General features: G+C 70.4%; 12 protein-coding genes and 1 tRNA gene. 7 read left to right on the forward strand and 6 right to left on the reverse strand.

The window, feature by feature from the left end; all coding sequences use genetic code 11:
• Positions 1-20: 20 nt before the first annotated feature.
• Entirely contained in the window at positions 21-2,693 is a 2,673-nt protein-coding gene (locus tag A0130_03450) for a DNA polymerase I (GenBank protein ID ANF30864.1), read from the reverse strand.
• Positions 2,694-2,750: 57 nt separating this feature from the next.
• On the opposite strand from A0130_03450, the gene A0130_03455 reads away from it, so the two are divergent.
• Positions 2,751-3,155: a thioesterase gene (locus A0130_03455; protein ID ANF30865.1), complete on the forward strand. Its 405-nt coding sequence runs from the start codon at positions 2,751-2,753 to the stop codon at positions 3,153-3,155.
• Positions 3,156-3,167: 12 nt separating this feature from the next.
• Here the strand turns inward: A0130_03455 and A0130_03460 are convergent, their stop codons facing one another.
• Complete coding sequence (locus A0130_03460) at positions 3,168-3,776, reverse strand: transcriptional regulator (GenBank protein ID ANF30866.1); 609 nt, start codon at positions 3,774-3,776, stop codon at positions 3,168-3,170.
• Between the two features lie 38 nt (positions 3,777-3,814).
• Here A0130_03460 and A0130_03465 point away from each other — a divergent pair.
• Positions 3,815-3,900 (forward strand) — tRNA-Leu (locus A0130_03465).
• A gap of 4 nt (positions 3,901-3,904) precedes the next feature.
• On the opposite strand, the gene A0130_03470 is transcribed toward A0130_03465, so the two are convergent.
• On the reverse strand, positions 3,905-4,405 hold the full coding sequence (locus A0130_03470) for a translation elongation factor (protein ID ANF30867.1): 501 nt from the start codon (positions 4,403-4,405) through the stop codon (positions 3,905-3,907).
• A gap of 84 nt (positions 4,406-4,489) precedes the next feature.
• On the opposite strand from A0130_03470, the gene A0130_03475 reads away from it, so the two are divergent.
• A complete protein-coding gene (locus tag A0130_03475; protein ID ANF30868.1) occupies positions 4,490-4,816 on the forward strand; it encodes a thiol reductase thioredoxin in 327 nt (108 codons plus the stop codon).
• Here the strand turns inward: A0130_03475 and A0130_03480 are convergent.
• Positions 4,809-5,618, reverse strand: a complete 810-nt coding sequence (locus A0130_03480; protein ID ANF30869.1) for a hydrolase — start codon at positions 5,616-5,618, stop codon at positions 4,809-4,811. The two genes, A0130_03475 and A0130_03480, sit on opposite strands and share 8 nt — an antisense overlap.
• Positions 5,619-5,667: 49 nt before the next feature.
• Here A0130_03480 and A0130_03485 point away from each other — a divergent pair, with 49 nt between their 5' ends.
• Together A0130_03485 and A0130_03490 are read left to right on the forward strand one after the other, a co-directional pair.
• Entirely contained in the window at positions 5,668-6,696 is a 1,029-nt protein-coding gene (locus A0130_03485) for an alkane 1-monooxygenase (protein ID ANF30870.1), read from the forward strand.
• 124 nt (positions 6,697-6,820) lie between these two features.
• Positions 6,821-7,762, forward strand: coding sequence for a hypothetical protein (locus A0130_03490; GenBank protein ID ANF30871.1), 942 nt, complete (start codon positions 6,821-6,823; stop codon positions 7,760-7,762).
• Positions 7,763-7,853: 91 nt separating this feature from the next.
• On the opposite strand, the gene A0130_03495 is transcribed toward A0130_03490, so the two are convergent.
• On the reverse strand, positions 7,854-8,321 hold the full coding sequence (locus A0130_03495) for a hypothetical protein (protein ID ANF30872.1): 468 nt from the start codon (positions 8,319-8,321) through the stop codon (positions 7,854-7,856).
• Positions 8,322-8,383: 62 nt separating this feature from the next.
• On the opposite strand from A0130_03495, the gene A0130_03500 reads away from it, so the two are divergent.
• Complete coding sequence (locus tag A0130_03500; GenBank protein ID ANF30873.1) at positions 8,384-9,169, forward strand: GDSL family lipase; 786 nt, start codon at positions 8,384-8,386, stop codon at positions 9,167-9,169.
• A 30-nt stretch (positions 9,170-9,199) separates the two neighbouring features.
• Here A0130_03500 and A0130_03505 read toward each other — a convergent pair whose 3' ends face one another.
• Positions 9,200-10,096 carry a hypothetical protein gene (locus tag A0130_03505; GenBank protein ID ANF33276.1) on the reverse strand — a complete coding sequence of 299 codons (897 nt, stop codon included), beginning with the start codon at positions 10,094-10,096 and terminating at the stop codon, positions 9,200-9,202.
• A 107-nt stretch (positions 10,097-10,203) separates the two neighbouring features.
• Between A0130_03505 and A0130_03510 the strand changes: the two genes are divergently transcribed.
• Positions 10,204-12,645 carry a phosphoketolase gene (locus tag A0130_03510; protein ID ANF30874.1) on the forward strand — a complete coding sequence of 814 codons (2,442 nt, stop codon included), beginning with the start codon at positions 10,204-10,206 and terminating at the stop codon, positions 12,643-12,645.
• Position 12,646: the final 1 nt, after the last annotated feature.

The raw sequence follows: 12,646 nt of genomic DNA on the forward strand, positions 1-12,646 counted from the left end.
GCCGGCCACCTGTGCACGACTCAGTGCGCCGCCGCGTCCCAGTTCGCGCCGCGGCCGACCTGCACGTCGAGAGGCACGCGGAGGTCGGCGGCGCCGGCCATACGGGCGCGCACGATGGCCTCCAGGGCATCCCACTCGCCCGTCGCCACCTCGAAGATGAGCTCGTCGTGCACCTGGAGCAGCATCCGCGATTCGAGCTTCTGATCGATGATGTCGCCGGCGATGCCGAGCATGGCGACCTTCATGATGTCGGCCGCGGAGCCCTGGATGGGCGCGTTCAGCGCCTGCCGCTCGGCGTTCTCGCGCATGACGCGGTTGGTCGACGTCAGGTCGGCGAAGGGACGGCGGCGGCCGAAGATCGTCTCGGTGAATCCGTCGACGCGGGCCTGTTCCACGACGTTGCGCAGGTAGTCGCGCACCGCGCCGAAGCGCTCGAAGTAGTCGGTCATCAGCTGGCGCGCCTCGGACGTCTCGATACGCAGCTGCTTGGAGAGGCCGAACGCCGACAGGCCGTACGCGAGGCCGTACGACATAGCCTTGACCTTCGTGCGCATGGCCGGGGTGACCTCGGCGGGAGTCACGCCGAAGACCCGGGAGCCGACGAAGCGGTGCAGGTCCTCCCCGCCGTTGAACGCCTCGATCAGGCCAGGGTCTTCCGACAGGTGCGCCATGATCCGCATCTCGATCTGCGAGTAGTCGGCCGTCAGCAGGGTCTCGAAGCCCTCGCCCTGCGTGAACGCCGAGCGGATCTCGCGGCCCTCCTCGGTGCGGATCGGGATGTTCTGGAGGTTCGGGTCGTTCGACGAGATGCGGCCGGTGCTCGTGCCGGTCTGGTCGTAGGTGGTGTGGATGCGGCCGTCCGACTCGACCGACCGCTCCAGTGTCTCGACGATCTGCTTGAGCTTCGTCGCGTCGCGGTGCTGCAGCAGCAGACCGAGGAAGGGGTGCGGGTTCTTCTCCTGCAGGTCGGCCAGCGAGCCGGCGTCGGTCGAGTAGCCGGTCTTGGTGGCGCGGGTCTTCGGCATCCCGAGCTCCTCGAACAGCACCTGCTGGAGCTGCTTCGGCGAGCCGAGGTTGAGCTCGTGGCCGACCTGCGCGTACGCCTGGGCCGCGAAGTCGTTCGCCTTATCGGTCAGCTGCCCGCGGAGACGGGAGAGCACGGCGGAGTCGATGCTGACGCCGTTGAGCTCCATCTCGGCGAGCACCGCGACGAGCGGCAGCTCGATGTCGTCGAGGACGCTGCGCGTGCCCTCGTCGAGCGCGATCGCTTGGCCCTCGGCGACACGGCGGATGAACCACGCCTCGGTCGCCGGGCTCACCGCGTCGTTGATCGGCACGAGCTGGTTCGGGTCGGAGACCGGCAGTGTCTCGCCCAGCACCTCGTACACCTGCTCGGCGAGCGACTGGGCCGCCGCTCCCGGATTCACCAGCCAGGATGCGATGCGCGTGTCGAACGCGAGGCCGTCGACCACGAAGCCGGCGCGGCTCAGCGCCTTGAACTGCGGCTTCGCGTGGAAGAAGTATTTGGGAGCGCTGCTCGCCAGCCACTCCTCGAGCGCCGCGTAGTCGGGCCGCCCGGGTACCCACGGCACGTAGACGCTGTCGTCGGCGGTCGCGAGACCGAAGCCCGAGATGCCGGCCGGTCCGAGCTCGAGCTGGACCGCGACGGCGGCGCCGTCGGCCGACGCCTTCGACAGCCAGTTCGCAAGCTCCTCGTCGACCATCGTGCGGACGGGCGGAGCCGTGACCGCGCCCGCGTCTCCCACCTGGGCGGACGAGGCGACGCCGTCGAGCATCCCCTCTTCGGCCGCCGTCTTCATCAGCCGCTCGAGCAGGGTCTTGAACTGCAGACGGGCGAAGATGTCGCGCACTGCGTTCTCGTTCAGTGGCTTGCGCTCGAGGTCGGCCGGCCCGATCGGCAGCTCGACGTCGTCGCGCAACTGGTTGAGGCGGCGGTTGCGGAGCGCGTTCTCCTTCTGGTCGCGGAGGTTCTGGCCCACGACGCCCTTGATCTCGTCGGCGTGGGCGACGATGTTCTCGACCGTGCCGTACTGCTGCACCCACTTGACGGCGGTCTTCTCGCCGACCTTGTCGATGCCGATGAGGTTGTCGCTGGTCTCGCCGACGAGGGCGGCGATCTCGGGGTACTGGTGGGGCTCGATGCCGTACTTCTCGCGCACCGCGGCCGGGTCGTAGACCTTGAGCTCGGAGACGCCGCGCACGTTCGGGTACAGCAGCGTGACGTCGTCGTTGACGAGCTGGATGGTGTCGCGGTCGCCCGAGACGATGAACACCTTGTAGCCCTGCTCGGCCCCCTGGCGTGCGAGGGTGGCGAGGATGTCGTCGGCCTCGAAGTCCTCCTTGGCGATCGTCGTGACGTTCATCGCGTGGAGGGCCTCTTCGAGCAGCGGGACCTGCCCGGCGAACTCGGACGGCGTCTCGCCGCGCGTGCCCTTGTACTCCGGGTACTCGCGGGTGCGGAAGGAGTAGCGGGAGATGTCGAAGGCCACCGCGAGGTGGGTCGGCTTCTGCTGCTGGAGCAGGTTGATGAACATCGCGATGAAGCCGTGGATCGCGTTCGTGTGCTGACCCTCGCGGTTCACGAAGCTGTCGACGGGGAGGGCGTAGAAGGCCCGGAATGCCAGCGAATGGCCGTCGATGATCAGAAGGGTAGGCTTTTCGGAGTCTGACACCAGGCCAGCCTACAAGGGGCCGGTGACAGTCCAGACGACCGTCAGGAGAGGCCGAGGATGACCGAGGACGCACTCGCGTACGTGCAGCAGAGGGGGCTCGGCGCACTGGCCGAGAAGATGGGCATCGAGATGCTCGAATTCACCGTGGAGCGCGCCGTCGCGCGCATGCCGGTGGAGGGCAACACCCAGCCTGCGGACCTCCTGCACGGCGGCGCGTACGTGGTCCTCGGCGAGTCGCTCGGCTCGATGTCGGCCAATCTCTGGGCAGGCGAGGGACGCCTCGCGGTCGGGATCGAGATCAACGCCTCGCACACCCGCTCCGCGACCAGCGGCTACGTGACCGGCGTCTGCACGCCCATCCACCTCGGCCGCACGCTGGCGACGCACGAGATCGCCGTGACGGACGACCAGGGCCGCCGCTGCTCCACGATCCGCATCACGAACCTGATCAAGGACCTGTGAGGCCCCGCGCCCTTACTTCTTGGGCGCGAGCTGCTCGATGATCGCCTGGGCGACGTCGTGCATGGTGAGGCGGCGGTCCATCGACGCCTTCTGGATCCAGCGGAACGCCTCCGGCTCCGACAGGCCCATCTTCTCGTTGAGGAGGCCCTTCGCGCGGTCGACCAGCTTGCGGGTCTCGAAGCGCTGGACCATGTCCGACACCTCGGCCTCGAGGGCGATGATCTGCTGGTAGCGGGCCAGCGCGATCTCGATCGCGGGCAGCAAGTCGTTCGGCGTGAACGGCTTGACGACGTAGGCGAGGGCGCCGGCCTCGGTCGCGCGCTCCACGAGCTCCTTCTGGCTGAACGCGGTCAGCAGCACGACCGGGGCGATGTGGTCCTTCGACAGCCGCTCGGCCGCCGAGATGCCGTCGAGCTGGGGCATCTTGACGTCCATGATCACCAGGTCGGGGCGCAGCTCGGTCGCGAGCGCGACGGCGGTCTCGCCATCTCCGGCCTCACCGACCACCTCGAACCCGTTGTCGCGCAGGATCTCGACGATGTCGAGACGGATGAGGGACTCGTCCTCCGCGACGACGACGCGGCGGGGTGCGGTGGGGGTGGTCGGTTCCTGGTCAGTCACGTGCAAAATCCTACGGTATCGTTCAGGTGTTGTTGTGCGCCGCCGTGGCGGAATGGCAGACGCGGAGCACTCAAAATGCTTTGTCCGGAAGGGCGTGTGGGTTCGAGTCCCACCGGCGGCACGACTCTCTAGATGCGGGCGCCGACGACGGTCGCGGCGAAGCGCCGGGCGCGTTCCGCCAGCCCCTCGATCCGCTGCTCGACCACCAGGTCCGCGTCGAATCCGACGTACGACGGCGGCGGCGTGCGGCGCACATTGGCGCTGCACTCGAACGCGCCGCAGACCAGCGTTCCCACCGTGTCCCCGTTGCGGCCGGCCGCTCCGGCGCGCCGCGCGGACCAGAACCAGACGTCGTTGGTGAGGTGCACATCCTGACACCAGCCGCACATCGAGGGCCCGTGTGACCGCATGCTGGCCTCAGAGGCGCGGAGCACGATCCCCACCGGGCCGTCGCCGGTCGGGATGACGACGTAGCCGCGCTGCGGCAGCCGTGGATCGCGCCAGCCGAGGTACTCGCGTCGCGACCAGTCGACCTCGTGCAGGCCGGGCGGCATCGGAAGCTCCTCGGCTTCGCTGCGGGAGCAGTTGACGAACGACTCGCGGATCTGCTGCGGGCTCAGGATCTCCATGCGCACCTCCTCGTCCCATGCTCGCACAGGTTTCGGACGGCACCGCTTGACCCTGCCCCACGGGTCAAGGCTTAGCCTGCCGTCATGACCACGATCGATAGCGTCACGGACGCGCGCTTCCAGGAGGACGTGCTCGCCGCCCCGGGCACCACCGTCGTCGAATTCTGGGCGGAATGGTGCGGTCCGTGCCGCGCGCTGACGCCCATCCTGGAACAGCTGCAGGACGAGCACGCCGACCGCATCCGCATCGTCAAGATCAACGCCGACGAGAACATGGACATCGCGGTCGCCTATAAAGCGCTCGCCCTGCCCGTGCTCAAGGTATTCCAGAACGGGGAGGTCGTGAAGACGATCATCGGTGCGAAGCCGAAGCCCGCGATGGAGCTGGAGCTAGCGCCGTTCCTCACGTGAGGTGGTCGTAGGCGCCGCTCACCCAGCCGATGTAGCGGTCGGCGGACCGCAGGACGGCGCCGCGCGCATCCTCCGGGATCACGTTGCCGAGGTTGCCGTACATCCGCTCGAACGGCCGCTCGCAGACCGCGTCCGCGACCCGCCTCACGACGGCCGCCGACAGCGGGATGTCGTTCGGGAAGCTGCGCTGGAACGTCACCCACCGCTGCGACGGGCCGGGGAACACTGTGTCCCCGCTGAGCACGACGCCGCGATCCCAGTGGGCGACCGCGCTGCCCGGGAAATGCCCGCCGATCGTCCGCAGGGTCACGCCGGGCAGCACCTCCACCTCGCCGGCCCAGGTCTGGATGGCCGCGTCCTCGCGCTGCACCCAGTGCCGGTCGGCGGCGTTGACGAGCACCGGAGGGTCGCCCAGCATCCGGGACCAGGTCACCTGCGCGCCGAACATGTGCGGGTGGCTGGTGGCGATGACGGCCGCGCCGCCGAGGTCCAGGACCGCTGCCGCGGCGGCCTCGTCGACGTAGCCGGTCGGGTCCCAGAGGAGGTTCCCGTCGGGCGTGCGCAGCAGGATGCTCTGCTGCCCGATCCCGACCTTCGGCTCGCTGCGCAGCCCGTACAGGTCGGGCTCGAGCTCGGTGACGACGACGTGCTCCCCCTCGCGCTGAAGGCGCTGCAGTGTGGTCCACTCCTGGCCCGTCGGCGGCACGTACTGCCGCTCGTCCTCGCAGATCGGACACGACGCCGGGGCGTCCTCTCCCGCTGGATATTCCACCGCACAGGTCGCGCACAGCCACTCCGCCATGCCCCCGACCCTAGCGCGGCGGAATAGGCTGCCGTGAGGACCGATTGGAGTGGATGTGAAACGCATCGGGTTCCTCAGCTTCGGGCACTACCAGCCCATCCCCGGCTCCGTGTCGCGCACCGCGGCGGACGCCCTGACCCAGACCATCGAGCTGGCCGTCGCCGCCGAGGAGCTGGGCGCGGACGGCGCATTCGTCCGCGTCCACCACTTCGCACCGCAGCTGGCGTCGCCGTTCCCGCTGCTCGCGGCGATCGGCGCGCGCACGAAGCGGATCGACATCGGAACGGCCGTGATCGACATGCGCTACGAGAACCCGCTCTACATGGCCGAGGATGCGGCGGCCGCCGACCTCATCAGCGGCGGGAGGCTGCAGCTCGGCGTGAGCCGCGGGTCACCCGAGACGGCGCTGCGCGGGTCGGAGTCGTTCGGCTACGTCCCCGCCGATGGCGAGACGGACGCGGACATGGCCCGCCGACACACGGAGCTGTTCCGCGCCGCGATCGCCGGCGCGGGCGTCGCGGAAGCGAACCCCGCGATGACCGGCGGTCAGCGCGGCGCGCTCGCGATCGAACCGCAGTCGCCCGGTCTGCCCGACCGGATCTGGTGGGGTGCGGGCACGCGCGCGACAGCGGTGTGGGCGGCCGAGCAGGGCATGAACCTGATGAGCTCCACCCTGCTCACCGAGGACACGGGCGTCCCGTTCTCCGACCTCCAGTACGAGCAGCTGCAGCAGTACCGCGAAGCGTGGACGGCGGCGGGCTGGGAGCGCGAGCCGCGCGTCTCCGTCAGTCGCAGCATCCTGCCGATCACGACCGACCTCGACCGCCGCTACTTCGGCGCCTCCGCCCTCGCCGACCGGCACGACCAGGTCGGTCACCTCGACGGCGGACTGGCGCGTTTCGGTAAGAGCTACGTGGGCGAGCCCGAGCGGATCGTCGAGGAGCTGCGCGAGGACGCGGCGGTCGCGGACGCGGACACCCTGCTGGTGACCGTGCCCAACCAGCTCGGCGTCGAGTACAACGCGCACCTGCTGGAGACGATCGTCACCCAGATCGCCCCGGCGCTCGGCTGGCGCTGAGCGCACATCGACAGCGTTTGTACCCCGAACGCGGCATAGACGTGCCCCGAGGAATTGGGATGATTGGTGTACTGCGCACCCGAAGCTGCAGTACTGCAATGGATCTGCTTCCGAAGGGTGTGCCATGGATGGCCGTCGTTTCCGCTCCGTGTTCGTCTCCACAGCGCTCGCCGTCGCTCTCGGCGGGTCGCTGCTCGCAGCCGCGCCGGCGGCGGCCGTGACCGGCCGAGTGGACAGCGGGACCACGGCATCCTCCGCCATCACCGGGATGTGGGCGTGGGGCAACCCGATCGACCCGGCCGAGGACGCGCGCGGCGAAGGGATGCCGCAGTTCGAGCCGCAGGCCCTGGCGCAGTTCGCGGCGGCGCACCAACTGAAGACGGTGTTCCTGTCCGTGCCATGGGCCGCGGACGAGGGGCCGTTCTCGGCGTGGCTGTCAGACGCGGTGGCGGCGCTGCACGCGGCCGGGGTGACCAAGGTCGCGGCGCTCGGCGGCGACCCGGGGTGGGCGGACGACCCGTCGCTCGCGGCCACCTGGACGGCGGCCGCCCTCCGCGCGGCGCCGTTCGACGCGGTGCAGTTCGACGTGGAGCCGTGGGTGGTCTCCTCCGACAGCGAGCTGCCGGCCGTCGTCACGAAGCTGAACACGATGTACGACGCCGCCCGGGTCGCCGCCGGATCCGTGCCGATCGGCGCCGACCTGCCGTGGTGGCTGGCCGCCAAGCCGCAGCCGGGAGGCGGGACCGCCTTCGACGCGCTGCTCCCCCACCTGAAGTCGGTCGCGATCGTGGCGTTCAGCGACCACGCCGCCGGGACGGACGGCATCGTCGCCTACGCGAAGCCTGCCGCGCAGGCGGCCGCGGCCAAGCGCATCCCGTTCACCGTGGGCGTCGAGACGGACACGCCGGAGGTCGCGGGCGGACCGGCGGCGACGTTCGGCGACGACAGCGCGGCGCTCCTCGAGTCGGAGACGGCGAAGGTGCGTACAGCGCTCTCGTCGCTCCGCGGCTACGGCGGCGTGACCGTCGAGCACCTCCGCAGCTGGCAGGACCTCCTCGCCCGCTAGTCCCGTCCGTGAAGGGCAGCTCGTTGCGGCCGACACGCCGTAAGAGTGCGCAGCTGGCTGCACTTCATGGGAGGGGATGGGGAGACGGGGGTCAGGCGGCGTCGGCGGCGGCCTCCAGGGCGGCGATGTCGAGCTTCCGCATCCGGAGCATGGCCTGGTTCGCGCGAGCGGCGCGGGCGCGGTCGGGGTCCGACTGCAGCTCGAGCAGCCGGCGCGGGACGATCTGCCAGCTGACGCCCCAGGGGTCCTTCAGCCAGCCGCACATGCTCTCCTCGCCGCCGTTCGCGGTGAGCGCCTCCCACAGCCGGTCGACCTCCGCCTGGTCGTCGCACAGCACCGACAGCGAGAAGGCCTCGGTGAAGCCGCCGGCCGGTCCGGTGTTCATCGCCTGGTACTCGACCCCGTCGAGCGTGAACCTCAACACGATCAGGCCGTCCGGCATCCCCTCGCCGTAGCGCTGGACCTCCAGGATCTCCGAGTTCGGGAGGAGCGACGTGTACAGCTGCGCCGCCTCCTCCACACCGCTCTCGAACCACAGGAACGTGCTGACCTTCTGCATGGGAGCCCCCTCACACCGTCGTGGATGCGGCCCATCGTAGCCGCGCGGGGTAGCGTTGCCCCGTGTCGATCGCATTCTCCAGTTACATCGCCATCGGGGACAGCTTCACGGAGGGCGTCGGCGACGACCTCCCCGACGGGCGGGTGCGCGGCTGGGCCGACTTCGTCGCACTGGGGATGGCCGCAGCGTCGCCCGAGCCGTTCCGGTACGCGAACCTCGCCGTGCGCGGCCGCAAGCTCGGACCGATCGTGGCGGAGCAGGTGGAGCCGGCGATCGCGCAGCATCCCGACCTGGTCAGCCTCAACGGCGGCGGCAACGACATCATGCGACCCCGCGTCTCGATCGAAGGCGTGGCGAAGACACTGGTGGATGCGGCGGATCGCGTGGTCGCGTCCGGCAGCCACATGCTGCTCCTCAGCGGCGCGAACCCCAGCGCGCACCTGCCGCTCGGCGGGCTCATCCGGCGCCGCGGCGAGGAGCTCGCGCTCGCCGTCCGGGAGATGCTGCCGCGCGAGGGCATCACGTTCGTCGACAACTGGGCCGACGAGGGCCTCGAGGACTTCCGCTACTGGTCGGCCGACCGCCTCCACCTCGGCCCGCTGGGCCATGCGCGCGTGGCGAGCAACGTGCTGACCGCGTTCGGCATCCCGGTGCCCGCGGAGTGGGGCGTCGAGGAGGTCGCCGCCGCCCCGCCCGGGGAGCGCACCCGGCGCACGGCCGACTACTACCGCCGCTACGTGCTGCCGTGGATCGGTCGGCGGCTCACCGGACGGTCCTCCGGCGACGGCCGCGCGGCGAAGATCGCCGAGCTGACCGTCGTCGACCCCGCCTCCGCCCAGCCGCTTTAGGAAGCTGCATCCAATGGTCCCAACACGCCGCTAAGGCACGCGGCGTAACGGCGTGTTGGGACCAGTAGATTCCGAGGCGGCGGCAGCGACCAGGCGGGCGACGGCGGTGGGATGCTCGACGTGCGCGAAGTGGCCGGTGCCGGGGAGGACGACGCCGCGCCACCCGGGGACGAGCGCCGCCAGGAGCACGTCGTCGCGCGCCGGGACGAACACGTCGTGGTCGCCGCGGATCGCGAGCACCGGGCAGCGGATGCGCACCCACCGCTCCCCCGCCGGGTAGTCGCGTGCCGTGGCTACGGCCCGGACGAACGCGGCCGGCCGCAGGTCCCGCGCCAGCTCGTGCACGACGCCCGGCACCGGCGCGGCGAAGAGCGGCGACACCAGCACCCGGAGCAGCCCGCACCGGTCGAGGGCCCGCACCAGCGGTGAGCCGAACCGGCCCAGCGCCGCGAGGACCCGCATCCCCGCAAGCAGGAGGACGAGCGGCGCGTACCGCAGCAGCATCCCGCTTGCGCTGAGCCGGTCGGCCCGCGCGCCGAATACCGTCGCCGACACGACGACGACGCTCTCGGTCCCTTCCGGCTCCCGGACCGCCAGCTCCAGCGCGACGAAGCCGCCCAGCGAGTGCCCCACCACCCGCCATCGCCGGTATCCGAACGCGCGGGCGACCTCCGCCACCGCGCCCGCCAGCACCCCGGCATCCAGCGTCGCAGGGTCCGCGGGCGACGCGCCCCAGCCCGGCAGGTCCGGCACCACCAGGTCGGGCACCGGACCGCCGCGCTCCGCCTCCAGCGCCGCGATGAGCGGCCGCCACGTGGTCCACGACCCCGCGGCGCCGTGCAGAAGGATGGTCGCGACCGACTCCTCCGGCGCGAGTTCACCGGGAGTTCGGCGCACGGCCACCGGCCCGGCATCCGTCTGCACGATCGTCACTTCCACGCCTGTTGTTCGGAGCGGACCGGCCGTAGGATGCGCCACAAGCCGCCCACGAACGACGTACCCGGCTGCCCGGGTGGCCGGACCGGAGGAGCACGATGACCGAAACGACCGAGACCCGCGGACACGACCTCAGCGAGGAGACGCTCGACCGGCTGGACGCCTGGTGGCGCGCCGCCAACTATCTCTCCGTCGGCCAGATCTACCTGCTCGACAACCCGCTGCTGCGCCGGCCGCTCAGCCGCGACGACATCAAGCCGCGCCTGCTCGGCCACTGGGGGACGACTCCGGGCCTCAACTTCATCTACGCGCACCTCAACCGAGCCATCCAGGAGCGGGACCTCAACACCCTCTTCGTCGCCGGTCCGGGTCACGGAGGGCCGGGAGTCGTGGCGAGCGCCTACCTCGACGGCACGTACAGCGAGGTCTACAGCGCCATCGATCAGAGCGAGGACGGCCTCCGTCGCCTGTTCCGCCAGTTCTCGTTCCCCGGCGGCATCCCGAGCCACGCGGCCCCGCAGACGCCCGGCTCCATCCACGAGGGCGGCGAGCTCGGCTACGCCCTCTCTCACGCCTACGGCGCCGCGTTCGACAACCCGGACCTCCTGGTCGCCGCGGTCGTCGGCGACGGCGAGGCCGAGACGGGCCCGCTCGCGACCGCGTGGCACTCGAACAAGTTCCTCAACCCGGCACAGGACGGGGTGGTGCTGCCGATCCTGCACCTCAACGGTTACAAGATCGCCAACCCGACCGTGCTGGCGCGCATCCCGGAGTCCGAGCTGCTCGATCTGATGCGCGGCTACGGCTATGCCCCCTACGTCGTCTCCGGCGGCTTCGACGGCGAGGACCCGCGCGCCGTGCACGAGCGCATGGCCGCGACGCTGGACGAGATCCTCGACCGCATCGCCGAGATCAAGGACGCGGCGGGCGCCGGCACCCTCGACGGACGACCGGCGTGGCCGATGCTGATCCTGCGCACGCCGAAGGGGTGGACGTGCCCGGCCGAGATCGACGGGCATCCGACCGAGAACAACTGGCGTTCGCACCAGGTGCCGCTCGCGAACGCGCGTGACACCGAGGCGCACACCCGGCTGCTGGAGGACTGGCTCAAGTCGTACCGCCCGGAGGAGCTGTTCGACGAGGAGGGGCGCCCGGTCGAGCTGGTGACGTCGCTGGCTCCCCGCGGCGAGCGCCGGATGAGCGCCAACCCGGTGGCGAACGGCGGCCTGCTGCGGAAGGACCTGCGCCTACCGGACTTCCGCGACTACGCCGTCGACGTGTCCACTCCGGGAGACTCTGTGGCGGAGGCGACGAAGGTGCTCGGCGAGTGGTTCCGGGATGTGATGGCCGCGAACCCGGACGACTTCCGCCTGTTCGCCCCGGACGAGCTCGCGTCCAACCGTCTGCAGGCGGTGTACGAAGACACCCGCAAGCAGTGGAACGCGGAGTACCTCCCGATCGACTCCGACAACCACCTGGCGCCGACCGGCCGGGCGATGGAGGTGCTGAGCGAGCACCAGTGCCAGGGCTGGCTGGAGGGCTACCTGCTGACCGGACGCCATGGCGTGTTCACCTCGTACGAGGCGTTCATCCACATCGTCGACTCGATGTTCAACCAGCACGCGAAGTGGCTGAAGTCGGCGGGCGAGGTGGCGTGGCGGCGGCCGGTCGCCTCCCTCAACTACCTGCTGAGCTCCCACGTGTGGCGGCAGGACCACAACGGCGCCTCCCACCAGGACCCCGGGTTCATCGACCACGTCGTCAACAAGAAGGCGGATGTGGTGCGCGTCTACCTGCCGTTCGACGCGAACACGCTGCTCTCGACGTACGACCACTGCCTGAAGTCGGTGGACTACGTGAACGTCGTGGTGGCGGGCAAGCAGCCGTCTCCGCAGTGGCTCGACATGGAGGATGCGATCGCGCACTGCACGCGCGGCATCGGGATCTTCCCGTGGGCGGGCACCGAGGCGGAGGGCGAGGAGCCGGATGTGGTGCTCGGTTGCGCGGGAGATATCCCGACGCTGGAGACCCTGGCGGCCGCCGACATCCTGCGCCGCCGCCTTCCCGACCTGAAGGTGCGGGTGGTGAACGTGGTGGACCTGATGCGGCTGCAGGACGCGCGCGAGCATCCCCACGGTTTGACCGACCGGGAGTACGACGCGCTGTTCACCACGGACAAGCCGGTCATCTTCGCGTATCACGGCTACCCGTGGCTCATCCACCGCCTCACCTATCGCCGCACGGGCCACGACAACCTGCACGTGCGCGGCTACAAGGAGGAGGGCACGACGACGACGCCGTTCGACATGGTCATGCTCAACGACCTCGACCGGTACCACCTGGTGATCGACGTCATCGACCGTGTGCCCGGGCTGGCGTCGCGGGAGGCGGGGCTGCGGCAGGAGATGCAGGACGCGCGCCTGCGTGCACGTCAGTACACGCGGGAGCACGGGGAGGACATCCCCGAGGTCGCGGAGTGGAAGTGGGGCGGCGGCGAGCGGACGACCCGGATCGACACGACCGGCGGGGACAACGACTGAG

Origin of the sequence: Leifsonia xyli, from assembly GCA_001647635.1 — a bacterium.
Taxonomy (GTDB): domain Bacteria; phylum Actinomycetota; class Actinomycetes; order Actinomycetales; family Microbacteriaceae; genus Leifsonia; species Leifsonia xyli_A.

Coding starts and splice junctions, on each gene's coding strand:
- A0130_03455 (ANF30865.1), top strand. CDS start 2,751: ATGACCGAGGACGCACTCGCGTACGTGCAGCAGAGGGGGCTCGGCGCA.
- A0130_03470 (ANF30867.1), bottom strand. CDS start 4,405: ATGGAGATCCTGAGCCCGCAGCAGATCCGCGAGTCGTTCGTCAACTGC.
- A0130_03475 (ANF30868.1), top strand. CDS start 4,490: ATGACCACGATCGATAGCGTCACGGACGCGCGCTTCCAGGAGGACGTG.
- A0130_03480 (ANF30869.1), bottom strand. CDS start 5,618: ATGGCGGAGTGGCTGTGCGCGACCTGTGCGGTGGAATATCCAGCGGGA.
- A0130_03490 (ANF30871.1), top strand. CDS start 6,821: ATGGATGGCCGTCGTTTCCGCTCCGTGTTCGTCTCCACAGCGCTCGCC.
- A0130_03495 (ANF30872.1), bottom strand. CDS start 8,321: ATGCAGAAGGTCAGCACGTTCCTGTGGTTCGAGAGCGGTGTGGAGGAG.
- A0130_03510 (ANF30874.1), top strand. CDS start 10,204: ATGACCGAAACGACCGAGACCCGCGGACACGACCTCAGCGAGGAGACG.